At 70.8% G+C, this 26427-nt stretch carries 24 protein-coding genes; 12 read left to right on the top strand and 12 right to left on the bottom strand.

From position 1 onward, the window contains the following. Nucleotides 1-138: 138 nt before the first annotated feature. The gene (locus ACGFNI_RS24460; RefSeq protein ID WP_393686768.1) at nt 139-1008 is read right to left on the bottom strand and encodes a helix-turn-helix transcriptional regulator; all 870 of its coding nucleotides are present in this window, start codon (nt 1006-1008) and stop codon (nt 139-141) included. A 205-nt stretch (nt 1009-1213) separates the two neighbouring features. Here ACGFNI_RS24460 and ACGFNI_RS24455 point away from each other — a divergent pair, with 205 nt between their 5' ends. Then, on the top strand, nt 1214-2065 hold the full coding sequence (locus tag ACGFNI_RS24455; RefSeq protein WP_393686767.1) for an oxidoreductase: 852 nt from the start codon (nt 1214-1216) through the stop codon (nt 2063-2065). A gap of 152 nt (nt 2066-2217) precedes the next feature. On the opposite strand, the gene ACGFNI_RS24450 is transcribed toward ACGFNI_RS24455, so the two are convergent. The 4 genes from ACGFNI_RS24450 to ACGFNI_RS24435 form a co-directional block, all read right to left on the bottom strand. Further along, nucleotides 2218-2952, bottom strand: a complete 735-nt coding sequence (locus ACGFNI_RS24450; RefSeq protein ID WP_393686766.1) for a metal-dependent hydrolase — start codon at nt 2950-2952, stop codon at nt 2218-2220. A 267-nt stretch (nt 2953-3219) separates the two neighbouring features. Then, nucleotides 3220-3594, bottom strand: coding sequence for a hypothetical protein (locus ACGFNI_RS24445; protein WP_393686765.1), 375 nt, complete (start codon nt 3592-3594; stop codon nt 3220-3222). After that, nucleotides 3594-4550: a fatty acid desaturase family protein gene (locus ACGFNI_RS24440; protein WP_393686764.1), complete on the bottom strand. Its 957-nt coding sequence runs from the start codon at nt 4548-4550 to the stop codon at nt 3594-3596. Before ACGFNI_RS24440 ends, ACGFNI_RS24445 begins: the two co-directional genes overlap by 1 nt. Next, nucleotides 4550-5515 carry an iron-containing redox enzyme family protein gene (locus ACGFNI_RS24435; RefSeq protein WP_393686763.1) on the bottom strand — a complete coding sequence of 322 codons (966 nt, stop codon included), beginning with the start codon at nt 5513-5515 and terminating at the stop codon, nt 4550-4552. Before ACGFNI_RS24435 ends, ACGFNI_RS24440 begins: the two co-directional genes overlap by 1 nt. Before the next feature lie 660 nt (nt 5516-6175). Here ACGFNI_RS24435 and ACGFNI_RS24430 point away from each other — a divergent pair. Next, entirely contained in the window at nt 6176-6766 is a 591-nt protein-coding gene (locus ACGFNI_RS24430) for a pyridoxamine 5'-phosphate oxidase family protein (protein ID WP_393686762.1), read from the top strand. 7 nt (nt 6767-6773) lie between these two features. Here the strand turns inward: ACGFNI_RS24430 and ACGFNI_RS24425 are convergent, their stop codons facing one another. The 3 genes from ACGFNI_RS24425 to ACGFNI_RS24415 all read right to left on the bottom strand — a co-directional run bounded on the left by ACGFNI_RS24425 (nt 6774) and on the right by ACGFNI_RS24415 (nt 9794). Beyond that, nucleotides 6774-7694, bottom strand: a complete 921-nt coding sequence (locus ACGFNI_RS24425; protein WP_393686761.1) for a LysR family transcriptional regulator — start codon at nt 7692-7694, stop codon at nt 6774-6776. 31 nt (nt 7695-7725) lie between these two features. After that, nucleotides 7726-8445, bottom strand: a complete 720-nt coding sequence (locus tag ACGFNI_RS24420; RefSeq protein WP_393686760.1) for a cyclase family protein — start codon at nt 8443-8445, stop codon at nt 7726-7728. 92 nt (nt 8446-8537) lie between these two features. Beyond that, nucleotides 8538-9794: an MFS transporter gene (locus tag ACGFNI_RS24415; protein ID WP_393686759.1), complete on the bottom strand. Its 1257-nt coding sequence runs from the start codon at nt 9792-9794 to the stop codon at nt 8538-8540. Nucleotides 9795-9873: 79 nt separating this feature from the next. Here ACGFNI_RS24415 and ACGFNI_RS24410 point away from each other — a divergent pair, with 79 nt between their 5' ends. Further along, complete coding sequence (locus tag ACGFNI_RS24410) at nt 9874-10794, top strand: LysR family transcriptional regulator (RefSeq protein ID WP_393686758.1); 921 nt, start codon at nt 9874-9876, stop codon at nt 10792-10794. A gap of 109 nt (nt 10795-10903) precedes the next feature. Here ACGFNI_RS24410 and ACGFNI_RS24405 read toward each other — a convergent pair whose 3' ends face one another. Further along, nucleotides 10904-13732, bottom strand: a complete 2829-nt coding sequence (locus tag ACGFNI_RS24405) for a SpoIIE family protein phosphatase (protein ID WP_393686757.1) — start codon at nt 13730-13732, stop codon at nt 10904-10906. Nucleotides 13733-14159: 427 nt separating this feature from the next. Between ACGFNI_RS24405 and ACGFNI_RS24400 the strand changes: the two genes are divergently transcribed. From ACGFNI_RS24400 to ACGFNI_RS24390, 3 genes are all read left to right on the top strand, one after another. Continuing rightward, nucleotides 14160-17048, top strand: coding sequence for a LuxR C-terminal-related transcriptional regulator (locus tag ACGFNI_RS24400; RefSeq protein WP_393686756.1), 2889 nt, complete (start codon nt 14160-14162; stop codon nt 17046-17048). Between the two features lie 270 nt (nt 17049-17318). Next, nucleotides 17319-17963, top strand: coding sequence for a papain-like cysteine protease family protein (locus ACGFNI_RS24395; protein ID WP_393686755.1), 645 nt, complete (start codon nt 17319-17321; stop codon nt 17961-17963). 5 nt (nt 17964-17968) lie between these two features. Then, on the top strand, nt 17969-18853 hold the full coding sequence (locus ACGFNI_RS24390) for an LPXTG cell wall anchor domain-containing protein (RefSeq protein WP_393686754.1): 885 nt from the start codon (nt 17969-17971) through the stop codon (nt 18851-18853). A gap of 91 nt (nt 18854-18944) precedes the next feature. On the opposite strand, the gene ACGFNI_RS24385 is transcribed toward ACGFNI_RS24390, so the two are convergent. Then, entirely contained in the window at nt 18945-19079 is a 135-nt protein-coding gene (locus tag ACGFNI_RS24385; protein WP_393686753.1) for a hypothetical protein, read from the bottom strand. 370 nt (nt 19080-19449) lie between these two features. Here ACGFNI_RS24385 and ACGFNI_RS24380 point away from each other — a divergent pair, with 370 nt between their 5' ends. After that, nucleotides 19450-20106: a transglycosylase family protein gene (locus tag ACGFNI_RS24380; protein ID WP_393686752.1), complete on the top strand. Its 657-nt coding sequence runs from the start codon at nt 19450-19452 to the stop codon at nt 20104-20106. A gap of 175 nt (nt 20107-20281) precedes the next feature. Then, nucleotides 20282-21085: a uracil-DNA glycosylase gene (locus ACGFNI_RS24375; RefSeq protein ID WP_393686751.1), complete on the top strand. Its 804-nt coding sequence runs from the start codon at nt 20282-20284 to the stop codon at nt 21083-21085. A 22-nt stretch (nt 21086-21107) separates the two neighbouring features. Here ACGFNI_RS24375 and ACGFNI_RS24370 read toward each other — a convergent pair whose 3' ends face one another. Next, nucleotides 21108-22280, bottom strand: coding sequence for an alpha-hydroxy-acid oxidizing protein (locus tag ACGFNI_RS24370; RefSeq protein ID WP_393686750.1), 1173 nt, complete (start codon nt 22278-22280; stop codon nt 21108-21110). Between the two features lie 127 nt (nt 22281-22407). On the opposite strand from ACGFNI_RS24370, the gene ACGFNI_RS24365 reads away from it, so the two are divergent. Continuing rightward, nucleotides 22408-23607: an MraY family glycosyltransferase gene (locus ACGFNI_RS24365; RefSeq protein WP_393686749.1), complete on the top strand. Its 1200-nt coding sequence runs from the start codon at nt 22408-22410 to the stop codon at nt 23605-23607. 78 nt (nt 23608-23685) lie between these two features. Then, complete coding sequence (locus ACGFNI_RS24360) at nt 23686-23955, top strand: hypothetical protein (RefSeq protein WP_393686748.1); 270 nt, start codon at nt 23686-23688, stop codon at nt 23953-23955. Nucleotides 23956-24068: 113 nt separating this feature from the next. On the opposite strand, the gene ACGFNI_RS24355 is transcribed toward ACGFNI_RS24360, so the two are convergent. Further along, a complete protein-coding gene (locus ACGFNI_RS24355) occupies nt 24069-24944 on the bottom strand; it encodes an alpha/beta fold hydrolase (RefSeq protein ID WP_393686747.1) in 876 nt (291 codons plus the stop codon). Between the two features lie 109 nt (nt 24945-25053). Between ACGFNI_RS24355 and ACGFNI_RS24350 the strand changes: the two genes are divergently transcribed. Beyond that, entirely contained in the window at nt 25054-25560 is a 507-nt protein-coding gene (locus ACGFNI_RS24350) for a CGNR zinc finger domain-containing protein (protein WP_393686746.1), read from the top strand. Nucleotides 25561-25754: 194 nt separating this feature from the next. Then, a complete protein-coding gene (locus ACGFNI_RS24345; protein ID WP_393686745.1) occupies nt 25755-26306 on the top strand; it encodes a DUF4232 domain-containing protein in 552 nt (183 codons plus the stop codon). Nucleotides 26307-26427: the final 121 nt, after the last annotated feature.

Below are 26427 nucleotides of genomic sequence, written 5' to 3'. Positions count from 1 at the left end.
CATCACCCACCCATCGGACAGGCGGCCCCGTGGTCTCGGGTCGTTGGCATGGCCATGGTTCGAACACCCGCCGGGCCCGTCAACCCGTCGGCTCCGGCAAGAGGATCTACAGGCGCAGGAACGAAATGGAGCGGACAATCAACTCCCTGCAGGCTGGGCGAAGCTCTCGGGCTGCCGTATCCACGCGGCCAGTAGCCGAAGCGCCTCTTCGGAGCTGGAGCCCGCCTCGGCGGTGTAGACACTCAGCCGCTGGTCCGGGTCGGCGGGCAGGGTGAGGGACTCGTAATTGAGGGTGAGCGGGCCGACAACCGGGTGGTGGAAGTGTTTGCTGCCATGCGTGTGCCGATGCACGTTCTGGTCGGCCCACCAGCGGCGGAAGTCCTCATCCGTGATGGAGAGTTCGCCGACGAGTTCGGCAAGGAGTGGATCGTGGGGATGGTGTCCGGCGTCGCGCCGGAGCGAGGCGACGATGTCCTGGGCGTGGGTGTCCCAGTGGGTGTACAGCGAGCGGGCGGTCCCGTCGCAGAACATGAACCGCACCAGGTTCCGCTCGCGGTGCGGCAGCGCGTCGAAGTCGGTGAGCAGCGCACGTGCCATCTGGTTGGACGCGAGTACGTCCAGTCGCCGCCCCAGCACAAGGGCGGGGGTGTGCTCGAGGATCCGGAGCAGGTCGCGCAGCCCCGGGCAGACCGGCTGCGGACGCGTCGCCGTGCGGCGGGGCCTGCCCGCGGCGGGCTTGGCGAGCTGGAACAGATGGGTGCGTTCGACGGGATCGAGGCGTAGCGCGCGGGAGATGGCGTCCAGCACGGTCTCGGAGACGTTCAGTCGGCGTCCGCGTTCCAGGCGTACGTAGTAGTCGACGCTCACGCCCGCCAGTTGCGCGACCTCTTCGCGGCGCAGTCCTGGCACTCGCCGAGAGCCGCCGTCGTCGGACAGGCCCGCCTGGCGCGGGGTGATCCGTGCCCGCCGGGAGCGGAGGAACTCACCGAGAGCTGTGTTGCGGTCCATGCCGTTCACGATAGGGCCCAGGATCGCCCCGACGGCCCGCGAAAGGGGGACTGGCAGTCCCCCGGTCCGGCTGTCCCCGGGGCGAAGCGGACCCCCCGGAAGTCGATCAGCGGCCGATTCCGGTGCTGAAGTGGAACGTGTCGAGGCCGACCGGGGCCCAACCGCCCCGGTCGGCCTCTGTTCGCATCGCACGAAGGGGAATCCTGTGTCGGACACCAAAACATTCCTGATCACCGGCGTCAGCACCGGTCTGGGCCGCGCACTCGCGCGCGCGGCGTTGGCCGCGGGCCACCGGGTGGTGGGCACGGTGCGCACGCCCGCCGACGCACGGGCCTTTGAGGCGCTCGACGGCGACGCGCACGCCCGCATCCTGGACGTGACCGACCATGACGCGGTGGACACGGTCGTGGAGGAGACCGAGCGCGACCTGGGCCCGGTCGACGCACTCGTCGCCAACGCCGGGTACGGCCATGACGGCCTCTTCGAGGAGTCGTCGATGGATGACCTTCGCCGTCAGTTCGAGGTGAACGTCTACGGAACCGTGGCGGTGATCAAGGCCGTGCTGCCGCACATGCGGGAGCGCCGTTCGGGCCACATCATCGCCGTCACCTCGATGGGCGGGTTGATCACCATGCCTGGTCTCAGCTTCTACCACGGCAGCAAGTTCGCGGTGGAGGGCATCCTCGAAACGCTCGGCAAGGAGGTCGCCGATTTCGGCATCCATGTCACCGCCGTCGAGCCGGGCAGTTTCCGGACCGACTGGGCCGGCCGCTCGATGATCCGCGCACCCCGTGTGATCGCCGACTACGACGAGCTGTTCGAGCCGCTGCGCGCCCGGCGCATCCACGGCAGCGGGCACCAGCCGGGCGACCCCGACAAGGCCGCGGCTGCGGTGCTGCGCATCGTGGCGGCCGACCAGCCGCCGACGCGCCTGCTGCTCGGCACCGACGCGCTGCAGCTCGTCCAGGCCGGACGCGCCGCCTTCGAGCGCGACATGCTGGCATGGGCCGAGCTGTCGGCCTCCACCGACTTCGACGACGTCAGCCGGTCCGCCTGACGTCACTCACTGTCGGGCCCCGGAGACGTTCACGGGGCTGCGGATGCGGCTCCAGGCCGTCGCCCACCTGCACAACCTCGCCCTGACGGCATGACCAGACCGGACACGAACCCGGCCCTGACCTGACCGGTCGCACCCTTCTGCAACAAGCTCTAGCTGAAGGGATGCGGCGACAGCGCCGTGAACCACAGCAGGACGACGGTGGCGATCCCCATGATCGGGGTCAGTATCTCCGTCTCCAGCTTGTTACCGCTGTGCTTGATGATGACGATCTCGTAGCGGTTCTTCAGGGGCCAGAGCCACGGCGCGCCCTGTTTGGTGATGGAGTCGCCGAGCAGATGGGCCAGGCAGCCCAGGCCGACGGCGTACGGCAGCCAACCGGGGGCCGAGGGGATGAACTTGGCGATCACGGCGGTGCCGATTCCGGCCATGGCGACGATCGTGCCCCAGGCGGAGAAGCCGTGGCCTGGCGGGCAGAGGTTGAGTGCGCGGACCGCCAGCGCGAGGAGGAAGAAGGTCAGGCCGAGGGTGAAGGGCCGGCCCAGGTACGTCACTCCGGCCCAGGTGCCCGCGGTCATCAGGGCCACGAAGAACAGCGAGTGGGTGGCGTGGCGGTGGCCGCCGGAGATCCAGGCCACGAAGCGGCAGAGGGTTTTGGACACCGGGCCGAGGAAGTTGGCGATGGTGCCGTCGTGGTGGTCCAGGTCAGGCAGCAGAGCGGCGCCGGCGCAGAGCACCGTGCCCATCAGGATCTCCTGCGGCGTCAGATGAGTGTGCATCAGCATCGGCGGCAGAAAAGGTGTGGTGCCTGCGAAGAGCAGGGCGCCGCTCATCGCGTGCGAATGGCCCATCATGGTGCGTTCGTCCTCCCCGGCCGGTGCGTGCACGGTGACACGCCCTCAACTGCGGAGACGCTATCAGCGCGGGCGCTCCGGAAGATCGGCGGACGGCGCCCGGAGCAACGGAGCGCCCCGCCCGAAGGGGAAGACGGGCGGGGCCGGTTCGGGTGCGACGGTCAAGCGGGGGTTGCGGGCCGCACGTTCTTCGGCAAGTTCGGCTCCAGTGGTGTGAAGCGCCAACTAACCGTTCAGGGTTGGTTCTTGGGCCGCGCGGCTACGGTGTCGGTCGTGGGTGGGCGCCTCGCCTTCCGGCGCTCAGGCCGTGAACGCGAGGGGTGGCGCCTCGCTGACTGCGTGCGTGAACGTGTGCCGGCTGTGACGTATCTCGGCGGCCAGGACCTGGCCCACCGACGCCGATCCTGGTTCGGCGGGGACCTCGATCTCCCGGCTCGACCACCAGGTACCACCCGCGGGCTTGTCCTCCCGGAAGGTGACGTGAAAGCGGAGCCGTGTCACCTCGTCCGTCACCTTCTCCAGGCGGATGCAGAAATCGGCTTCCGGCACCTCGATCCGGACGACGTTGTCGACGCAGGACATCCGTACCGCGTCAGGCACGGCTTCTGTACACAGCAGGGCGGCGTGGCGTACTGCACTTCCTGAGACCAGGATCTTGTGCCTGCGCCCGGACATCAGGCACTCCGTGTGGGCTCGGAGCCGGTGGTCCCCTTACGGTTCTCCCACGCGACGGCAGCGACTTTGCGGAAGAAGCCGGCGTAATTCCGCTCGACGTAAACGGCGTGCTCTTCGACCTCGGGATGCCGTTCCCTGAGCCTGTTGATCGGCACGACCATCGCCGCGTGGTGCTCGACATGCAGGTTGTTGCCGTTGGTGAACCATGTGGTCAGCCAACTGCCGCGGATCGAGCGGGTGTTGCGCAGTACGTCCGTGGTGTCGGATTCGCACAGCAGGTGTTCCGGTATCTCCACCAGAAAGTGCATGGGCACGGCGAAGGCCAGCGGGAGCACCCACAGCCGGAGAACAGGCCCGCCGAAACCGAGGGCGGCGGCGATCACGGCGGCGACCACTATCAGGCCGATCAGCCGGTACTCAGCGATGATTTCCCTTCGCCGCCGCTCGGCGATCTGACCGATGTCGTAGGACCAGCTACCGGACCAGCTGCGCAGGACATCGCGGAGCACGATGACGATCCGCGAGTAGTCCAGCAAGCCTCGCAGCAGCATGCCCGAAGTGATCGGCTTGCGCGTGTCGAACCCGAAGAACTCCGAGTCCTGCGGAGTGCCCAGATACCGGTGGTGCTGCAGGTGCCTGACCCGGTAGTGGCTGTAGGAGACCAGCAGGGGGACGCCGAGGGGGATTCCCACCAGGCGGTGGATTTTGGAGGATCGGAAGGCGGAGTGGTGCAGGCACTGGTGCTGGAGCTCGACCATGTGGGTGTAGAGCGCGCCGAGAAGTAGTGCGCCGGCCAGCGCAAGGAGCCAATTCGGTCTCAGCGCGAGGTACCCACCGGCGACGGCGAGGGCGAGGGCCAGAACCAACTTGAAGAGGAAGACCGCTTCGTCCCGGCCCGAGACCCGGCTCTTGCGGAAGAGCAGCTGCGGTGGCTCTTTCGATGCCGCGGTGGTCATCACCCTTCCCCTCGCTTCGGCAAACCGCGCATGGCATCCCAGATCCGCTGGTAGTAGGCGTTGGCCACGCGCACGCGGGTGGCCACGCCCAAGGAGATCTCCTTCAGGAGTTCCGGCGAACGGTTGACCAGCGGCAGGAAGACACCCTCGAACCATTCGGCGCCGTGGTCGGCATCGACCTGGACGTGCACACGCTGGTAGTCGATGACGTCCGGGGGCACGCCGAGACGGTTGCAGCCGTCGACCATGGCCTGAAAGCGGGGGGAAGCGCTCTGCTCCAGTACGCCCATCGCCCCGAGCGCGCGGGGGTTGAGATGGCGGTGGATGCCGTACATCAGGAGCATGGACGCGTTCTCGAAGGCTTCGGGGCAGAAGAGCGCCTCGCGGCCGATGCCGGCTTCGGCCAACCGCTTGCGCATGTAGACGGCGGAGTGCTCGAACATGCGGGTGTGGACATGGTCGATGTTCCCCTCCCCCATTTCGTCCCAGTAGTTCTCCGCGATGGTGAGCTTGGTGTGCCCCTCCGTGCCGATCTGCACCATGGCCATGAGGTCGTCGAATTTACTGTCGACGAGCTCTTCGCCCATGAAGAACAGTGCCATTTCCTCCATGCTCGCTTCGTCGGCCAGGTAATTGCAGAAGTCCGGCTGCGTGTGCTGTGACGCCACTTCCAGGAACCAGTCGTGGAAGGCGCCGCCGCTTTCGGGAAGCGTGGTGGTATCGACTTGTGCGTCCTCCCATGCCAGCCAAGCGTCCTCGATCTCGACGATTTCACGGTTTGCATTGAGCCGCGGAATGCTGGCAAAATCCTCGGGACCGCCCATGTAGGCCACGTAGTAGGCATGCAGCCGACTCAGCAGGGCTTCCCTCGCTACCGGGTCAGGTGCGCCCTGCCGCGGAAATGCCCTGCTGATCTGCTCGGTGTGCGAGGCGGCGAGCGCCGTCCCCACGGCGGTGAATGTCACGATTCTTTTCCTCTCCGTCAGAGCGAGTACCGTGGTTTACTCAACGCGGCTCCACACAGCTTTTGATGACGTCACCGAAGACGCCTCGAAAGCTCGGATCCGTCGTCGACGTATTCCCTGGTGATGAGCAGGGTGGCGACGTGGTCCGCGCCGGCCGTGGAATTGGCCGCTGTGGGTGATTCCGCACTCGATCGGGTCGTAGGTCCGCAGCGCAGGAGTTCATCGTCGAGAGGGCTGATGGGCATCTGTTGCACGTGTTGCACGTATGGCTTCGGCGCAACACCCGCCCCGGCCGTCAGCGGACGGGGTGAAGACGGGGGTGCCGTCGCTGTCGGCACGCCTCACATGGGTCACGAACCCGGGCCGAGCTGCGTTGAGCAACTGTGGATCAGTCTTCCGCCGATCACCGAGGGAGACCCGGACACAACAGAAGATGAGAATGATCCACTCGCCGCGACCACGAGCGTGATCCACCTCCCGGCGTCCCACTGCTGCGTATCCGTGGGGTGAATCGATCATTCCGCTTGATGCAGCGCCCACAAATGTTACGCACGGGACACATGAGCCACCATGCTAAAAGCTTAAACAATCATTGCGGGAGGCCGGCACGACGGGAAGATTTCCGTGTGAGCATGCAGGAGGCCGGACAGGGAGGCGTTGGTGACGGAACGGAGCTTCTACCGCGAAGGGGCGTTGCGCATGCAGGAAACCCTGCGTACGCAACGGCTGGCAGATCACATCGCGGGCAAGTACGTAGCCGACCATCTGGACGAGACCGCAGCCACGATGTTGCGGCAGGCGGATTGCTTTTACTTGGCGACAGCTGACGCCGAGGGTTACCCCGACTGCTCCTACAAGGGAGGTCTGCCCGGGTTCGTCCAGGTTCCCCATCCCAGGCTGCTTCGCTTTCCCAGCTACGACGGAAACGGCATGTTCCGGAGCTTGGGTAACATTCTCGACAATCCTCAGGTCGGAATGCTGTTCATCGACTACGACAAGCCGATCAAGTTGCGCGTGAACGGCACGGCGCAGGTGTCAACAGACAGCCGGCTTCTCGCCTTGTTCCCGGAAGCGGATGCCGTGGTTGAGGTTGATGTGCGGCAGGTATTCGAAAACTGCCCCCGCTACTTGCACGACGTGCGTGTGGGGCAACACTCGGCGCACGTCCCCCGTCCTCACCACGCCCCGCCCGATCCGGAATGGAAGCTGAAGGACGAGTATCAGGGTCTGGTACGTCTGCGGAATTCCTGACAGGTCTTCAACTGCTGTGCGCGAGGGCTGAGGTCCGCGAGTACGCGCGTTTGAGGCGCTGCCGCAGGATGAGAAACCAACTCGACACCGCCGCCGATGACTTGGCCACCAGAACCACGGTTCGCGCCGGGGCCGGTATGCCGGCGACGTCCACCGACCGTGTCAGTCCGTCCCTTCGTACCAGTTCCGAAGAGGGGACGTAGGTGATCGCCTGAAGCGCCAGGGCCATCTCCTGCGCCAGGACCCAGTCGTCCGTGCGGCCGACCGTCCGGGTAAGGATGCCGTGCCGTGCGAAGTGCGAGGTGACCAGGCGATCGCAGTCCGAGCCGACGCGTGGCAGTACCCAGGGAAAAGCGGACAGCGAATCCGAGCCGGAACGGATCGCGGAGGAGAGCAGCTTCGGCGGGCCGACGAGTACGAAAGCTTCGTGTCGCAGCGGCACCGTGCGAAAGCGTACGTCCTCGGGTTCGGCTGCCTCCTGTATGGAGATCGCGGCATCCAGGCTGCCGGCCTGCACGAGGTCACGCCCCTCGTGCGGGCTCGTTTCGTACAGCTCAAGGCCGAAGGGGAGTCCATGGCCGACTCCGAGAGCGGGGAGTACGCAGTTTCCCATCGCCGAGGGGAACGCGCCGAGTTTGACGCATGGCTTGCTGCGAGGCTGTGACCCCCCGTTCTCCTGGTGCTCCGAGACGGATGTCTCCCACAGGTCAGCGATCTTCGATGCGACCTGAGCAATCACCGAGCCGCTGTCCGTCAGCCGTATCCCGCGCCCTTCCGGCTCCACAAGGGGAAATCCGCATTCCGAACTCAGTGCCTTTATTTGCTGAGATACCGCGGACGGGGATAAATGTAATGCCTTGGCCGCGGCGTGGATTCCGCCGTGGCATCGTACGGAATCCAATGTCCTGAGCTGTTGTAGGTTGGCCATTGTCCCGCTCTCGTCGGGGGCCGACGACACGTCAGGCCCATCGGGAGTATCCGAGGAACGCGCGCACCGGGAACGTGCCAAGACCGGCGACCTTGATGGGAACGGCGGTGAATCTTCCCCCTTGCTCCGGGACGAGGGAGAGGTTGGTGAGATGCTCGACCACCGGGATGCCCGCACCGAGCAGCTCCGTATGCGCAGGGCGTTCACGTATATCTGTGGCGTCGATGTTGAGGGAGTCGATTCCCACGAGCGCCGGGTCGGCTTCGGCGAGCAGCGCGGCGGCTTCGGCGGACAGGTGGGGGTGCTGACCGTTCTCGTAGGTGTCTGTGGCCCAGTACCGTGACCAACCGGTCCTGATGAGGACGGCACGGCCCCGCAGGTCGGACTGCGCGAAGCACTCCGGAGGAATCGTCTGCTTGTCCGTTTCGATCACGGTGACGGGTACGCCGGCAACTCGGGCCAGGTCGAGGGATGTGAGGTCGTAGCCATCCGCGAAGCGGTGGAAGGGGACGTCCATGTATGTGCCTGTCTGGCCGACCAGACAGAGCTTGCCCAGGTGGAATTCAGTTCCCGGCGCATACATTTCCCGCGACTGCTCACGGGAGATGTGATCGGTGAGTACCGGCTGCGGCATCCCCGGGTAGGCCGTCGCGCCGGGAACGATCTCGTGGCTGAGGTCCACGAACACGTCACCGGGGCCACCGTGGCGGAAGGCTCCTTGCGCACGCGACGGAGGGGAACTGTTCACCATGAAGGATCCACCTTCTCTTCTATGTAATGGACAACGATCGCCGGAAGGTCTGGGCCTGCACAAGGAGGCCCGTCGTGTTCTGGCCAACTGGCTTACTGCGGCATGTGGGTCGGGGTCTCGGCCGGACGCTCGTCGGCGGACGGCCCCTCGCCGCGGTGTTCGGTGCGCGCGTCGCGGAGTGCGAGCGGGGCGGCCAGGAGAATCAGGACCGCGGCGGCGGTGAAGGAGCCATCGACTCCCAGAGCGTGCGAAGTGACGCCGACGGCCATGGCGCCGATCCCCGTGCCGGCGTCGTAGGCCATGTTCCACGCGGTGCTGGCCGCCCCGTGACCGTGGGGGCCGGCCCTGCGGAACATGATCACCAGGGTGTCGTTCTGAAGGGCGCCGAAGCCCAGGCCGTAGACGACGGCTGCGACCGCGGAAAGTACCGTGCCGTCACCGAACGGCGCGGTGGCCAGCCCGAAGCCGCCCATACCCACGACGCAGGCCAGCACGCTGGGCACCAACAGGCGCCCGGTGCCCACCCGGTCGCTGACGACGCCCGCCACCCAGCGCCCGACGACGACAGCGCCGGAAAGCAGGAACAGTGCGACCGGCGCGGCCGAGGAGTCGCTGAGTGCCAGGGGGAGGAAGGACGTCACCCCGCCCAGCGCGCAGGCAGCGGTGATCAGGACGGTGAAGGGCCGGCCGAAGGGCCGCAGCGGCACCTCGCCGGACTTGGCGGCCCGGCTTCCGCTCGACTCCCCCTGACGGCGCTGTGGCCTGATCGCCGCCGCGGCCAACACGCTGAGCGCGCCGGCCGCGACGAAGACCGGCGTGAAGCCGATGTGCTCGGCGAGCCACACTCCCAGTGGCAGGCAGAGAACCTGGGGAAGGCCGACGGCGACGCCGTACCAGCCGACGGCCCGGCCCCTGCTGTGTGCCGGGACCAGTTCGGCCACCAGTGCGCTGCCGGCCACCGCGACCATTCCGAAGCCGACACCCCGCACGGCCGAGACGGCCAGCACCCAGCCCAGTCCGGCCGAGAGGGGGTACGCGAAGGTGGGCAGTCCCAGCAGCAGCGCTCCGAACACCAGAGTCTGGCGCAGACTCAACCGTCGCAGCAGCCACCTCATGCACAGTTGCACACCCACCGTCGCCGCCATCGTCACACCGGTCACGGCCCCCACCCCGGCGTTCCCGGAGCCGCCCTGGGCGGACCACAGCGGAGCGACCGACAACAGCGGCGCGTAGTTGGAGAAGGTTCCCACTGTCGCGGCGAGCAGCAGGAGGAAGTCCCGTCCGGCCAGGCCGGTGCGCTCGTCACCGGCGGATCGCCGACGACGCTGTGTGGTGGGAGAGAGGGGCATGGCAGCAGTTTTACGGCTCACGTCAATCGCGTCCAACGAACGATTGCGATGGCCTCCATTCGAGAATACGATTTGATTTGTGGAGCTGAAGCATCTCTCGACCTTTGTCGTGGTGGCCCAGCGGTTGAACTTCACCGGCGCCGCGCAAGAGCTGGGCTACGTGCAGTCCAGCGTCACCGCGCACATCAAAGCCCTGGAGAGAGATCTCGGTACGCCGCTCTTCGACCGGCTCGGCCGTCGGGTCGTCCTCACCGACGCGGGCCGTGAACTTCGCAACCACGCCCAGAACCTCCTGAACTACGCCGAGCAGGCCACGGAGGCGGTACAGGGAGCGGGCGGTGACCCAGGGCGGGTACGCGGCACCTTGCGCATCGCCGCGCCGGAGAGCCTGTGCGCGCACCGCCTGCCACCGGTGTTGCGTGCGTTGAAGAACAGCTTTCCGCTCCTCCAGGTGGCGTTCGGCGCGGCGAGCCGAACCTCGCTGATGGCCTCGCTCAGCGAGGGCTACCTCGACGCCGGGTTTCTCCTTGAGGAGGAGGTGAGCGGGCCCATGGTGACCGCCGACCGGCTGGCGGAGGAGGAACTGCGCCTGGTCGCCTGGCCGCAACATCACCTCGCCCGGAGCGACGTCGTCCGCACCGTGGATCTGGCCGATGAGACGCTGCTGCTCATCGAGAAGGACTGCGCACAGCGCGAGGTGATGGACCGGGAACTGAAGCAGGCCGCGATTCGCCCCGCGACCATGGAGTTCGTCAGCACGGAAGCCCTCAAACGGTGTGCCGAGGCCGGCCTGGGCGTGGCCCTGCTGCCGCGCACCACGGTTGCCGACGAAATCCGTCGCGGCACGCTCACCGCACTGCCGTGGACCTCCCATCCCGCCCTCGGCGTCTATCTCGTTCTGCACAAGGACCGTCAGCCCACCTCCGCTCTGCGCACCCTCACCGCACTCGCCCGAGCCGAATGGTCCGACGCACCGGCAGCGAGCCGGAAAGCACGGTGACTTCGCAGCTCAGGGCCGCTTTCCCGCAGGTTCGGGAAGCGCCGCGCACACCACGTGACGGGTCGACGCATGCGGCCTTCCGGGGCTTTGCACAGCGGGCGCCCTCAGTTCAGGGCTCCGCGTGCGGCAGCGTGGGAGGATCCTCGCCCCACTGATCGAGCAGATCCTCCTCCGTGGGCTCCTTCACGGGCGAGGTGCCCGGCTCCAGGGACTGCTCGGTCCAGACGACCTTGCCGCCGTCCGGGTACCGCGTGCCCCACCGCTCGGCGAACCGGGAGACGAGGTAGAGGCCGCGCCCGCCCTCGTCGGTCATCGCGGCCCTGCGCAGGTGCGGGGCGGTGGTGCTGCCGTCCGACACCTCGCAGATCAGGCTGCGGGCGCGCATCAGCCGGACGCGGATGGGGCCGGTCCCGTACCGGATCGCGTTGGTGACCAGTTCGCTGAGGATCAGCTCGGTGGCGAAGCCCAGTTCCGCCATGCCCCAGTCCCCGAGCCGGCCGGCCACTTCGGCGCGTACGGGTGCGACGGCCGCCGGGTCGCTCGGCACCGCCCATTCGGCGATGTGCTCGGAGTCGAGGCGGCGGGTGACGGCGACGAGCAGGGCGACGTCGTCGCCCGGCTGCGGCGCCACCATCGCGTCGAGCACGTACCGGCAGGTCTCGTCGGCCGTGCCTCCGGGGTGCCTGGCCAGGATCTCGCGCAGCCGGCCGAGACCGGTGTCGATGTCCCGCTGCCGGTCCGCGATCAGCCCGTTGGTGAACAGGACGAGCCGGCTTCCCTCGGGCAGCTCCAGCGTGAGCGTGTCGAAGGGTTCACCGCCGAGCCCGAGCGGCGGCGACACGGGCACGTCGGGGAAGGACACCGTGCCGTCGGGGTGTACCAGCGCGGGCCCTGGGTGGCCGTTGGTGGCCATCGTGCAGCGCCCTGACGCGGGGTCGTAGACGGCGTACAGACAGGTGGCGCCGGAGACCTGGGCGGTGGCCGCGGTGCCGGTGTCGTCGATGCGGGTGACCAGTTCGTCGAGGTAGCCGAGGAGTTCGGCGGGCGGCAGGTCCAGCGCGGAGAAGTTGTGCACGGCGGTGCGCAGCCGGCCCATCGTGGCGGCGGCGTGCAGGCCGTGGCCGACGACGTCACCGACGACGAGGGCGACCCTGGCGCCGGGCAGCGGAATGACGTCGAACCAGTCGCCGCCCACCCCGGCCGCCTCCGCCTGGGCCGGCAGGTAGCGGTAGGCGGCGTGCACCGCGTCCTGTGCGGGCAGCGCGCCGGGCAGCAGGCTGCGTTGGAGGGTGACGGCGGTGGCGTGCTCGCGGGTGTACCTGCGGGCGTTGTCGACGCTGACGGCGGCCCGGCCCACCAGTTCCTCGGCCAGCGCGAGATCGTCCTCGTCGAACGGCGGGGAGCCCGCCGTCCGCCAGAAGTCGGCCACGCCCAGCACCCGGCCCCTGGCCCGGACCGGGACGCTGATCAGCGACCGCAGGCCCAGTTCACGGATCCTGGCGGCCTGCGCGGGGTCCGCCTGCGGCTCGTCCGCGCCGGTCACGTCGGGCACGAGCTTCGCCTGCCCGCTGCGCAGCACCTGTGCCTGCGGCGACGGCATGGCGTAGCTGAGCAGTTCGTCGGTGGGGAAGAGCGCCGCGCCGCGCGAGCCGCCCGCCGCGGACTCGTCGTCGCCCACCCCTTGGCCGTCGTCCGGCGTACGGGCGCGCGGCGGCGGCCCGCTGACGGCGGTGCGGCGCAGCAGTCCGCCGTGGGCCGCCGGGTCCTCGCCGCGTACCACCGGGTCGGCCAGTTCGACGGTGACGAGGTCGGCGAACCGCGGCACGGCCACCTCGGCCATCTCCCGGGAGGTCCGGCGCACGTCCAGTGTCGTGCCGACGCGTGCGCCGGCGTCGTGCAGCAGCCGCAGCCGCTCCTGTGCGGCCTCGGCCCGCCCGGTGACCGCGAGCAGTTCCGTGGTGTCCCGCAGCGTCGCCACACCGGCCCGTGGGCCGCCGGGGGTGTCGGTGAGCCGGATGTTGAGCACCAGCAGCCGGTCGCCGGCCCGGCACACCGCGTCCGACACCACGTCCCGGGAGGTCAGCACCTCGACGACCTGCGGTTCGAGGCCGAGTTCCGTCACCAGCCGGCCTTCGGCGTCGGGCGCCAGGTCCAGCAGCCGCCGCGCCTCGTCGTTCGCCAGCACCAGCCGGTGGTCGGCGTCCATGATCAGGACTCCCTCGCGGACCGAGTGCAGCACCGCGTCGTGGTGCTCGTACATCCGCGTCATCTCGGCGGGGCCCAGGCCGTGCGTCTGGCGGCGCAGCCGGCGGCCGACCAGCAGGGTGCCCGCCGCGGACAGGGCGAGGACGAGGCCGGCGCCGCCCAGCAGCACCGGCAGCTGCGCCGCGGTGGTGCTCTGTACCCGCTTGAGCGTGATGCCGACGGAGACCAGTCCCGCGACCGAACCGTTGCTCCGGGTGACCGGCGTGATCGAGGTGACCGTCACGCCGGTGCTCGCCCGTAGGGTCCTGGTGTACGTCCCGTGCAGTGCTCTCTTGTACCCGCCGACGACGCGCTCGCCGATGAGCCGGGGGTCGGGGTGCGTGTACCGGATGCCCTGGGGCGTGAACACCACGACGAAGTCGACGTCGGCGTCCTTGCGGACCCGTTCCGCGCGCGGCTGGAGGACGGCGGTGGGGTCGGGCCCGTCGAGCGCCTGCACCGTCCCGGGTGCGTGGGCGAACGCGGTGGCCACCGACCGCGACCGCTGCTGTGCCTCCCGGGAGATGTCGCTGCGGGACTGGAGCACCAGTGCCAGGGCGGCGACGGTGACGAGCACCACCACCAGGACGAGCTGCGTCAGCATCAGCCGGCCCGCCAGGCTGCGCGCGCTCAACGGGAAGCGGAAGGGGCGCTGTGAACCGGAGCCCGTGGCCCGGTGCCCGTTCTTGCGCATTCGGTATCCGTCACCTGCCGGAATCCGCCGCTCGCACCCGCCGGGCGGGGCCCGCCCGGCCTTGGGGAGGATCAAGGGAAGCCAGATCAAGGTAAATGTACCGATATATGGCGCTGCGTGGCGTCCGCAGTACGCGTCTGCCCCCTCCGCCGTCCACCCCGCGCTGCGGGGGCGGGGCCTCCGTCGGCCGGACGGGCGGGCAGCAGGACCCGGCGAACGGACCCCCGGGGCTCCGCCGCGACCCCGCTCACCCAAGCGGGTGGGGGCGGCACAGCGCGGCTCCCCGAACCCCGGCTCCGCGCGCGTTGACTTCCGGACAACCATGGCATGAACATGTGGGACGGGTGGAGCGGTGAGCCGGCGCCGAGGAGCAGCGCACCGGGGCCCTCCCCCGCACGCTCCCGGAACGCCGTGAGGACCGCCTGTGGTGGGTAACGAGCCCGGCACGCGGCAGGACGTGGAACGCGCGGCCCGCCTGCACCTCGCCGACGGCGGCAGCGTCGCCCTGCACGGCCCGGCCGGCATCGGCACCTCACACGTCCTGGGCGGCCTCGCCGACGCCGCACGCGCCCGCTCCGAGACCGTACTGTCCGCCGAACCCACCGCACCCGAAGGCGAGTTGACGTACGCCACACTCGCCGACCTGCTCGACCCGCTGTCCGACGAAGAGCTGGCGCCGCTGTCCGCGCCGCAGCGGTCCGCGCTGCGCGTCGTCCTGCGCCGCGAGCCCCCCACGGCGGGCGCGCCCGACCCGCTCGCCCTGCGCCTCGGTACGCTCGCGCTGCTCCGCCGCCTGGCCCGCCGCGGCCCGGTGCTGCTCGCCATCGACGGCGCGCACTGGGTGGACCGGCCGAGCGCCGACATCCTCCGGTACGCCGCGCGCCGCCTGCGGGCCACGGGAGTGCGGGTGCTCACCGCGGAGACCTCGGCGCACGGGCAGGGCGCACCGGCGGGCGCGGCCTTCTGTCCCGGTCCTGTGCGGGAGTTCGCTGTGCCACCGGCGGGCCTGTCGGAACTGCGGGAGATGCTCGGCGACCGGGAGGGCACGGCACTGCCCGGCTGGCTGGTCCGCCGGGTGCACGCGGCGTGCGCGGGCAACCCCGGCGACGCCCTGGAGATCGTCCGCGCACTGGACCGCCAGGACCAACCCCCCTCCCGCGACCGGCCGTTGCCGGTGCCCACCCGCATACGTGACGGGCTCGCGAGGCGACTGGCCGGCACCGGCCCCGACGGCCGTGAGGTGCTGCTGACGGCCGCCTGCACCCGCGGGTTCACCCTCGGCCTGCTGCGCTGCGCTGCCACCGCACAGCCATCGCTCGGCTGCGGGCCTGCCGACGGCACGGCCCCCGCACCCCGGGCCCGCCTCGCGGGGCATCCCGCCGACCCGGTGACCCGCACGGTCGAGAACGCCATCGCGGCCGGAGTCATCGCCGCGGACGAGGACGGCGTCCGCCTCCGGTTCGCCCACCCGCTGTTCGGCTGCGCCCTGTACGCCGGAGCCACCGCGGCCGAGCGGCGGGCCGCACACGCCCGGCTCGGGGCGGTGACCGCCGACCGTGCCGAACGCGCCCGGCACCTGGCCCTGTCCGGCACCCGACCCGACGAGGAGGTGGCGGCGTTCGTGACCGCAGCCGCCGAAGAGGCCGCCCGGCGGGGCGCGCCCGACGAGGCCGCCGCCCTGGCCCGCCTCGCCGCCGCCCGCACCCCGGCGCGGTTCGGCGGCCGGCGCTGCGAACGCCTGCTGGCCGGCGCCGGACACGCGTACGCGGCGGCCGACCACGAGCTCTGCCGGGAGCTGGCGATCGGCGCCGCCGCCGAAGCCGACACCCCCGACCGTCACGTACGCGCCCGCATCCTCCTCATCACCGCGGCCGATCAGGCGCTGTCCGGCCTGGACGAGGTCTTCGCGGAAGCCTTCGCGCACGCCGGCGGCGCACCCTACGACCGGGCCCGCCTGCACTACCTGCGCGCCTGCAAGGCCCACATCGCCGACGGCGACGCGGCCGTCACCTGGGCGGAGGCGGACCGGGCCGCGATCTGGGCGCGGCATGGCGGCGACCGCTGGACCGAGGTGCTCGCCCTGTCGCTCCAGGCGTTCGTCGGGACGCTGCTGGGCCGCACCGACGCCACCGAACCGCTGGTCCGCGCCCTGGCCCTGCCGCAGGACAGCGGTCCGGTCGGGAGCCACAACGGCCCCCGGGCGATCAAGGCCAGGCTGGACTTCTTCGCCGACCGGCTCGTGGCAGCTGCCGACGAACTGGACGCGCTGCTGCACCGCGCGAAGACCTCCGACAACGCCGAGGACATGATCTTCCTGCTGTGCGCCGCCATCGATGTGGAGGTACGCGCAGGCCGCTGCGGGCGGGCGATGGCCGCCGCACGCGAGGCGCTGCGGCGGGCCCGCGAGCTGGGCGCGCACCTCGGGCAGGCCTGCTATTCGGCGGCCGTCGCCGAGGCCGCCGGCGGCGACCTGAACCGGGCCGCCGCGCTCGCGCACGAGAGCGTCCGGGTCGCGGACGCCGAGCGGGACCTCATCTATCTGCCGCTGGCCCTCTGCCTGTTGGGGCAGGTCCTGACGCGCGCGGGCGACGCGTCGGCGGCCGTGGACTGCCTGAGCCGGGCGCGGACCATCGCCCGCCGCCGCGGCATCGTCGACCCCGTCCCGGTGCCCTGGCCGTCCGACCTCGCCGAGGCGCTCATCGCCGCGGGCGAGCACGACCGGGCAGCCGCGGTCGTCGACGAGGTGCGCGACACCACGCTCCGCCTGGGCAGAACGGGCGCCGCCATGTCGCTGCTGCGGGCCGATGCGCTGGTGCGCGCCGGGTCCGGCGACCTGGCCGGCGCGGTGTCGGACCTGCGGGAGGCGGCCGAGCACCACCACGGCCTGGGGCTGCCGCTGGAGCACGGCCGCGATCTGCTGGCGCTCGGCACCGTGGAGCGGCGCCGGCGGCACGTCACCGCGGCGCTGACCTGCTGGCAGGACGCGGCGGCCGTGTTCGAGCAGGCCGGGGCACGCCCCTGGCTCGACGGGGCACGTGCCGAGATGCACCGGTTCACGCACGTCGAGGACGCGACGGGCGGCGACGCGGTACCGGTGCCGCAGTGGCGGGCGCTGACGCCGGCCGAGCACCGGGTGGCGCAGCTGGCGGGCGACGGCGCCACCAACCGTGAGATCGCCGCCCGGCTTTTCCTGTCGGCGAAGACGATCGAGTCGACGCTGACCCGCGTCTACCGCAAGCTCGGCATCCGCTCACGCGCCGAACTCGTCAGGCTGCACCGGCACACCGGCGACCCGGGCAACGCCCCGCCGCGGTGAACCGGGCCGGGACGCCCCTTCCGGCACCGGCCGCCACCAGCCCTTCCGGCCGTCCCCCATGCCTGAGGGGGGTACCGGATAACCCCTTGCTCCAGGGGCGAGGGGGTTCCCGGCCGCGCCGCGGCGGCTCCACCGTTGCCTCGTTCGTCCAGCCGGCCGACGAGTTCCCGCCCGCACCGGGAGGTGCGGCGCGGCCCCGCGATACGACCTCGACGGCCTCCCCCCTCACGTCTTGGCCCGGCGTCATCAGCCGGGTGCGAAGGAGACACCATGATTCTGCGGAATCGCAGGACGCCTCCGGGAGCCGCGCAAGCGTCCCCGACCCCGCCCCGGCGGTCACGGCCCAAGGCGCTCGCCGGTCTCGCGGCAGCCGCCTGCCTGGTCCTGCCGCTGGCGGGCACGGCATCGGCAGCGCCCGCCAGGCCGGCGGGCGGCTCCGGCTCCCGGATCGACTTCATCGAGCTGACCCAGGTGCAGGACCAGTGGTGCTGGGCCGCGACGGGCCTGTCCATAGCCCAGCACCTCGGCTACGGGCAGGGCACCGACCAGAACACGTTCTGCAACCTCGCATTCGGCCAGGGCGGCAACTACCCCTGCCCCAACCAGCCGGGACAGCTCACCGACGTACAGCAAGCCTGGTCCGGGCTCGGTATGAGTCCCGGCAACGTCACCGGCGTCCTCCCCTTCTCCGCCGTCGCCTCGTCCGTCGACGCCAACTCCCCCGTGGAGGTCGGCATCTACTGGACCGCGGGCGGCGGCCACGCACACGTCCTGTACGGCTACGACTCCGCCACCCGCACGATGCAGTACGCCGACCCCTGGCCGTCCAACCCGCGCTACGGCGAGATGGACTACTCCACCTACGTCAGCAACAACCAGTTCAACTGGGCCGAGTCCCTGTACGGAGAGAAGTGAGCGTGATGACCGACAACTCCCCCTCCCGCCTCTGCCGTCTCGGCAGCGCGGCGCTCGCCGCCGGCCTCGGCGCCCTCGTGCTGCTGACCCCCGCCACCGCATCGGCCGCCGGTAACTCCCCCGCCCCCCTGGCCGGTTCGGTGACCGGCGGCGACCGCGCGGCGGCCGGGCGGACGCTGGGCAGCCAGGACACCACGGACAGACTGGCCGCCTTCTTCGTCCACCTGCGCAAGCACAAGGCGTCGCAGCACGGCACCGTGGCCGACCCGAGAGTGACCCGGCAGGACGCCGCGGCGCAGGCGCCGGAACTGGTCGGCTCCGCGGTGCCCGTCTACTCCCTGGACCCCGGATTCGTCCGCGGCGACACGGCATCGGCGCCGGTCGCCCGCTTCGCCTACCTGGCCGCCGAGGCCCGCTCGGCGTCCGGCGAGCGGGCGACGGTGTGGACCGTACGCGACGCGCACACCCACAAGTGGGCCGTCGCCAACGTCCTTTCGGGCGCCGACGAGCTGACGTACACCCACCGGGCCAAGGGCGCTGCGGTCTTCACCGAACCGCAGATCGCCGCGTGGTACAAGCTGTCGGGCAACCAGGTGCTGCCGCTCAACGACAGCGCCAGGCAGTCGGTCGGCAGCGACGGAATGTCCACCCAGGCATACCGGAAGCTCGTCCACACCCGGTACGCGGACAAGCTGGCCGGCTCGGATTACCAGCGCTCCGGCAAGCTCGGCGGCTTCTCCCCGAGCACGGCGTCCGCCGCGGCCACACCCGAGCACACGTCCACCGGCTCCTCGACCGCCGCGGCGACCGCCGCGGCAGGCGGCGGCCTCCTCCTCGGCGGCGGCGCCTACCTCATCCGCCGCCACCGCCGCGGAACGGCACCCGCGTAACACCCGGCCCGCCTGCCCTCCCCTCCCCGGCCCGCCGCCCCTTCCCCACCGGGCGGCGGGCCGGATACGTACGGGAGTTGAGGTGACGTCACTATCCGGACTGTCCGAGCAGCGCCGCGGGGAACGGCGTCCGCTTGCTCTCGTCGAGCAGGCGGCGGTGGAAGCCGTCGATGACGACGGTGGAACGGGCGTGCCGGTCGATGAGCGCGGCGAGCCGGGGTGGCACGCCGTCCGGCCGCCGATGCCCGCCCCGAGCGGCGCCGCCCCCGCGACCGCCGCGCCGATCCTGCGGTCGCTCAGCAGGGAAAGGCGGGTGCCCACGGACGCGTAGGCGGCCATCCGCGCGGCGTGCAACGGGTCCTGACGGGTCATCCAAGGCTCCTCGTGCCCCGCGTCACGGCGTCGGCGGCACGGGATGTGGGTGATCACGAAAACCCCATGACCCTACGCGCGCCGGGCCGTCAGCTCTCCGCCGTTTCCCGGCACCCGGCCCCTGGCACACCGCGGGCTCGGGCGCGCCCGCCGTTCGGGTGGCCTTGCGCCGGGATCCGCGCGGCTCCGCCACGACGGCACCGGCAGCTGCCTAGCGTGCGGCGATGACAGCACATCAGGTAATCCGACAGTCCCTGGTCGCTCTCGTCGCCCTCGTGGCCGCCTCGCCCGGCACGGCACACGCCGCCACCCCGGCGCACGCACGGGCCGCCAAGACCGGCGAACCCGCCACCGGCACCGCGGCGCGCGGCACCCCCGGATCCGCGCACTTCGGCCACCACCGGTGCGCGCCGGGCGAGGACCCCTGGTCCTGCATCGCGGAGTGCGAGAGCAGCGGCAAGTGGGACACCAACACCTCCAACGGCTTCTACGGCGGACTCCAGTTCCAGCAGTCGACCTGGGAGGAGTTCGGCGGACGCCGCTACGCGCCACGGGCCGACCTCGCCACCCGGAGCCAACAGATCAGGGTCGCCGAAAGGGTGCGCGCGAAACAGGGATGGGGGGCCTGGCCGGTCTGCGCCAAGGGCGTCGGCTCGTCGGAGACCGGCACGCACCCGTCGCCGCCGCAGGACGCGGGCCCCCCGGTCCGCATGCACAAGATCACCCAGAGCCACACCGTGCGGGCCGGCGAGACGCTCTCGGCCATCGCCCTGCACTACGGCGTCCACGGCGGCTGGCCCGAACTGCACCGGTACAACCAGCGCGCCATCGGATCCGACCCCGACATGCTCGCCATCGGCACGGAGCTACGGATCCCCTGATGAGGCCGTCCCCCGCTCCCGCCACGGCTCCGGCGCAACGCAGCCGCGGCGGGAGCGGGGCGGACCCGCCGGACGTGTCAGGTGGCGGCCACCAGCAGATCCTCGCCGCTCGACGGGCCGGTGCCCTCGTCCGCCATGACGTTCTCCCCCTCCGGCGCGGCCTTAGCGTGGAGGCATGGACACGAGCGGAACGCGGCCGGCGGGCCCGCCGCCGGACAGTGCGGACAGCGCTTTCCCCGCCTTCCACGCCGCGCGCAGCGGTGGGCTGGCGGAACTCGACGCCCATGTGGCCGACTGCCGGGCCTGCCCGCGGCTGGTGGCCTGGCGGGAAGAGGTCGCCGCGACCCGGCGCGCGGCGTTCCGCGACTGGGAGTACTGGGCGAGGCCGGTGCCGGGGTTCGGGCCGCCGGACGCGGCGCTGGCCGTCGTCGGTCTAGCGCCCGCCGCGCACGGCGGCAACCGGACCGGCCGGATGTTCACCGGGGACGCGTCGGGTGACTTCCTGTTCGCCGCCCTGCACGCCGTCGGCCTCGCCTCCCGGCCGACGGCCACCCACCGCGGCGACGGACTGGAACTCCACGGCGTACGGATCACCGCGCCGGTCCATTGCGCCCCGCCGCAGAACAAGCCCACCCCGGCCGAGCGCGACAGGTGCCGGCCGTGGTTGTCGGCGGAACTCGCCCTGCTCGGACCCGGTCTGCGCGCGGTGGTGGTCCTGGGGGCGTTCGGCTGGCAGGCGCTGCTGCCCGTACTCGGCGACGCGGGGTGGCGGCTCCCCCGCCCGCGGCCGGCCTTCGGCCACGGCACCCGGCTGACCCTGCCGGCCACCGGAGCGCGGCCGGAACTCCAGGTCCTGGGCTGCTACCACCCGAGTCAGCGCAACACCTTCACCGGCCGCCTCACCTTCACCATGCTCGTCGACCTTCTCTCCGACGCCGCCGGTCTCGCGGGTCTGACGGGCGGCGGGCCCGCCGCTTGAGGAAACGGCGGGCCAGGACGGCTCACCCTCCCGTGACCTGCCGGAGCGCCGAAGGCGTCAGGTCGGCGAGCGTGGGGTAACCGTCGACGGCCATGATCAGGTCGGCTTCGGCGAGCAGCGAGCGCAGCACGTGCACGATGCCGTCGGTGCCGCCCATGGCCAGGCCGTGGGCGTAGGGGCGGCCGACGCCGACGGCGGTGGCACCGATGGCGAGGGCCTTGATGACGTCGGCGCCGGTGCGGACGCCGGAGTCGAAGAGGACGGGCAGTCCGTCGGCCGCCTCCACCACGCCGGGCAGCGCGTCGAGTGCGGGCAGACCGCCGTTGGCCTGCCGGCCCCCGTGGTTGGAGCAGTAGATGCCGTCCACGCCGCCGTCCTTGGCGCGGCGTACGTCCTCGGGGTGGCACAGGCCCTTCACGATCAGCGGCAGCGAGGTGAGGGACCGCAGCCAGGGCAGGTCGTCCCAGGTCAGGGGGTTGCCGAAGAGCTGTGTCCAGCGGAGGGCCGCAGCCTGCGGGTCCTCTTCCGGGGTGCGGGGCAGCCCGGCGCGGAAGACCGGGTCGCTGGTGTAGTTGGTCAGGCAATGGCCGCGCAGCATGGGGAAGTTGGCGGTGGACAGATCGCGGGGGCGCCAGCCGCTGACCCAGGTGTCGAGCGTGACGACGATGCCCTGGAAGCCGGCCAGCTCCGCGCGGCGCACCAGGCTCTCGGCCAGTTCGCGGTCGGCGGGCGTGTAGAGCTGGAAGAAGCCAGGGGTGTCGCCGTACTGCGCGGCGACGTCCTCCATCGGGTCGGCCGACAGCGTCGATGCGACCATGGGGACACCGGTGCGGGCGGCTGCCCGTGCCGTGGCGAGGTCTCCGTGACCGTCCTGGGCGCAGATGCCGAGGACCCCGATGGGCGCCATGAACAGCGGCGAAGGCAGCGTTGTCCCGAACAGGTCGACGCTCAGGTCGCGTTCAGCGGCGCCGACGAACATCCGCGGGATCAGCCCCCAGCGGTGGAAGGCCGACACGTTGGCGCGCTGGGTGTGCTCGTCGCCCGCGCCGCCCGCGACGTACGACCACACCGACGACGGCAACGCGGCCTCGGCCTTGGCCGCCCAGTCCGCCGCGGTCATCGGGAAGCGTGGGGTGACGCCGCGCAGCCCGTCCAGGTAGATCTCGTTCTGGTAGTTCCCGAAGTCGTGATCCATGACGGGAATTCTCCCCGGTACGGAGCCGGCCGGAGCAGGCGGGGCGCGGTTCCCCCCGTACCCAACACCCCACCGGCGAAGGCCGCCTGCATAGGGTGGGGGGAAGCCGTGACAGCCCACGACATCCTTGAGGCAGCCCGTGCGTGAGTACCTGTTGACGTTGTGCGTCACGGCCGCGGTCACCCACCTCCTGACCGGGCCGTCACGGAAGTTCGCGATCACGGCCGGTGCGATGCCGGCGGTACGGGCGCGCGACGTGCACCACGAGCCCACGCCGCGCCTCGGCGGCATCGCGATGTTCGGCGGCCTGTGCGCCGGTCTGGTCATGGCCTCACGACTGCCCCATCTCCAGGGCGTCTTCGAGGTGAAGGAGCCGCAGGCGCTGCTGTCAGGCGCGGTGCTGATCTGGCTGGTCGGGGTGGTCGACGACAAGTTCGAGATCGACGCGGTCAGCAAGCTCGGCGGGCAGCTGATCGCCGCGGGGGTGATGGTGCAGCAGGGCCTGCGGATCATGTGGCTGCCCGTCCCCGGCATCGGCACGGTCTTCCTCAACGACACGGTGGGCACGCTGCTGACCGTCGCCCTCATCGTCATCACCCTCAACGCCGTCAATTTCGTCGACGGTCTCGACGGTCTGGCCGCCGGCATGGTCTGCATCGCCGCCACCGCGTTCTTCCTGTACGCCTACCGCCTCTGGTACGGGCACGGGATCGAGGCCGCCGCCCCCGCGACGCTGTTCTCCGCGATCCTGATGGGCATGTGCCTGGGATTCCTCCCGCACAACCTGCACCCGGCCCGGATCTTCATGGGCGACTCCGGATCCATGCTGATCGGCCTGGTGATGGCGGGCTGCGCCATCACCGCGACCGGCCGGGTGGATCCGGACGCGCTGAAGCTGTTCGGCACCGAGCGGGCGGCGGTGCACGCGATGGTGCCGGTCTACATCCCGCTGCTGCTGCCGCTGACGGTGATCGCCCTCCCGCTGGCCGACCTCGTCCTGGCCTTCGTCCGCCGCACGTGGCACGGCCGCTCACCGTTCGCCGCCGACCGCGGCCACCTCCACCACCGTCTCCTCGGCATCGGCCACTCCCACCGCAGGTCGGTCCTGATCATGTACTTCTGGTCCGGCCTGATCGCCTTCGGCGCCGTCGCGTACTCGGTGCACAACGCGAGTTTCTGGATCGTCTCGTGCCTGGTGCTCCTGAGCGCGGCCGGCCTCGTCCTGCTCCTGCTGCCGCGGCTCTCCCCACGCCCGCCACGCCGGGCCGCGCGCCTGGTGCCTGCGCGCTGTCGGCGGACGGACGGTACGGACGACTCGGCCCCGTAGGTCGTGTCGTCGACGTCGCCGCGTACGGCGGGCGGCCACGACTCGCCGATGCGGGCGAGTGCTGGTAGGCAGGTGGGCATGAGCGACATCCCACCGGTTTTGACCGTGACCGCTGTCAGCACCATCGGGGCCGCCGATGTCGACGACGACACCGCGGACTCATGGATGGTGATCGAGACGGCCGAGCAGGGCCAGCTGCTGCTGAACCTCCCCGGCCCGCTCTACCGCGCCATGGCCCAGGCGACCGAACTGCCCGCCCACCAGCCTGGCCCCGGCCGCCTGGCGCTCACCGAGGACGAGATCTCCGCCTACCGCGCCCACATCGCCCGCCTGGCCCGCGCCGACTAGGCACGCCGCCGACGCACGCCGCCGTGAGGGCGCGAACGGGGCGAGCGGCGTGCGTCGACTGGACCTCCGCCTTCAAGAGTCCCTTCACCCGCCCTGGGAACCCTTCGCGGGCTTCACGCCGGTGATGCGGTGGCGGTCAGGAACCCGCGAACATACCCGGCCACGGTGTCCAGATGGCTTTCGAGCAGGAAGTGTCCGCCTCCGGGAACCAGGTGGATCTCCGCGTCCGGCAGGTCCCTGGCGAAGGCGCGCGCTCCGTCCGGGCCGAAGATCTCGTCGCCCGCGCCCCAGACCGCGAGGAGCGGAACCCGGCGTTCCCGAAAGTAGGCGTGCACCTGGGGGTAGAGGGGCGGATTGCCGGCGTAGTCGCGGAACAGGGCGAGCTGCACGAGGTCGTTGCCCGGCCGGTTGACCTCGCAGTGGTCAGCGGCCCAGGTGTCGGGGTCGACCAGTTCGGGCCGGTCCACTCCGTGCAGGTACTGCCAGCGGATGGCGTCGAGCGAGAGTGCGGCACGGACGGCGGGTTCGGTCCGGGGGCCCGGATTCTCGCAGTACGCCCATACGGGCTTCCAGAAATCCGGTACGAAGCCGTCCTCGTAGGCGTTGCCGTTCTGCGTGATCACCGCGGTGATCGCGTCCGGGGTGCGCAGGGCCAGCCGCCAGCCGATGGGTGCGCCGTAGTCCTGGACGTACACGGCGTAGCGGGTGACGCCGAGCTGGGCCAGAAGGGCTTCGGTGATGTCGGTGAGCGAGTCGAAGGTGTAGGTGAACGCGTCGACGGGCGGGGCATCGGAGTTGCCGAAGCCGAGGTGGTCGGGGGCGATGACGTGAAATCGATCGGCCAGCGCAGGAATGAGCCGGCGGAACATGCGTGAGCTGGAGGGGAATCCGTGCAGGAGCACGAGCGTGGGCGCCTCGCGGGCTCCCGCCTCGCGGTAGAAGACGCGATGTCCCCCCACTGTCGCGTAGTGGTGGCGGATCTCAACCATGACTAACCCCTTCGATGCACCATGACGGTTACCTCTTGGTCGTCCAGTAGACCCCTCTTGAAGTAACCTGTCAATCGACTTGATGGAGTTAGTCGGGGAGGTGGGGTCCGTGCTGGACGAGCAAGCTCTGATGCAGGCGCTGAACAGCACCCCTGTCATGGATGGCCGACGCCAGGACCTGTGGCGTGATGACCATGAGGTGGACAGGTGGGCGCGGGAGCACGGCGGTCTCGGCGGCGAGGAGGAGCGCCGGTGGCTGCGCACCGCCCGGGACGCGCTCCAGGAGGTGGAGGCGGGCACGTCGGCCGGGCCCCGTCTGCGCGGAGTCCTCGCGGGCGTCCGCAAAGTCCCGCAGCCCGGCGCGTCGGGTATCGAGTGGCAGTTGGAGGTGCCGCCGGAGCGCAGGCTCGCCGTGGAACTCGTGCTCGCGTGGGCGGACGTCAAAGAGCGCATGCCCGGCCGTCTGCGGCCGTGCGGGAACCCTGAATGCCGCCTCTTCCTCCTGGACCGCAGCCGTGCCAACACCGCACGGTGGTGCTCCATGAAGACCTGCGGGAACCGGCTCAAAGCCCGCCGGCACCAGGCTCGGGCACGGGAGACCCCACGACCCGAGTAGCGCGACGGCGCTCTACTCGGGCGGACTCGCGCCCGGAATCAGGGAGCCGCACCGGCCGGTCAACTCCCCTGCGCCCAGGGCCCCGTCACCCTCCCGGCCGATTCTTGAGCGGAACATGAGATTGCCGTGAGCCGTTCATGATCAACTATCGATACGGTGCGTGGGCCCATCAATTGCCCACCAGGGAAGTATTCATGCCGCGTACCACCACCCGCCGCACCCGCCCCCTGCGCCTCGCCTCCGCCGGGCTCGCCGCTGCCGCTGCGGTGTCGCTGACCGCCTTCAGTGGCAGCGCCGCACAGGCCAGTACGGCCAAGGACGCCACCGCACTCGCCGGCACCCCGGCGTGCAGCGTCAAGAACATGTCGCTGAAGGTCGAATCGATACGTGAGCCCATCAACACCTACCGGCTCTCCCTCACCAACCACTCCAAGAAGACCTGCGTCGCGTACAAGTACCCGCAGCTGCGCTTCGGCTCCGCCAAGTCCCCCGCCAAGGTGGTCACGTCGACGAAGCCGAGCAGCGCGGTCAAGGTCAAGCCGGGCCACAGCGCCTACGCCGCCATCCACACCAGCGGCGACGGCAACCACGGCTTCCAGACCAAGAAGCTCAAGGTCACCCTCCCCGGCGCCCCGGCGGGTGCATCCAGCGCGGGCGTGGCACTCCCCGGCGGCCCGGTGTACATCGATGACACCGTCGCCAACAGCTACTGGGTGACCGACCCGCGGATCGTCTACAACTGGTAACCACGCCCACAGCGGGCCGCACCCGGCAGGGGCCGGCGGAACTCCCTTGCGCACCAGGGGACTCCGCCCCTCTGCCGGGTACACCGTTTCCTCCCGACGCGCCCGGATCGGGATTTCGTGC

Source organism: Streptomyces sp. NPDC048644, assembly GCF_043199105.1.
Taxonomy (GTDB): Bacteria; Actinomycetota; Actinomycetes; order Streptomycetales; family Streptomycetaceae; genus Streptomyces.
Note: the sequence above shows the minus strand (reverse complement) of the source record. Positions and strands in the feature narration are given on the sequence as shown.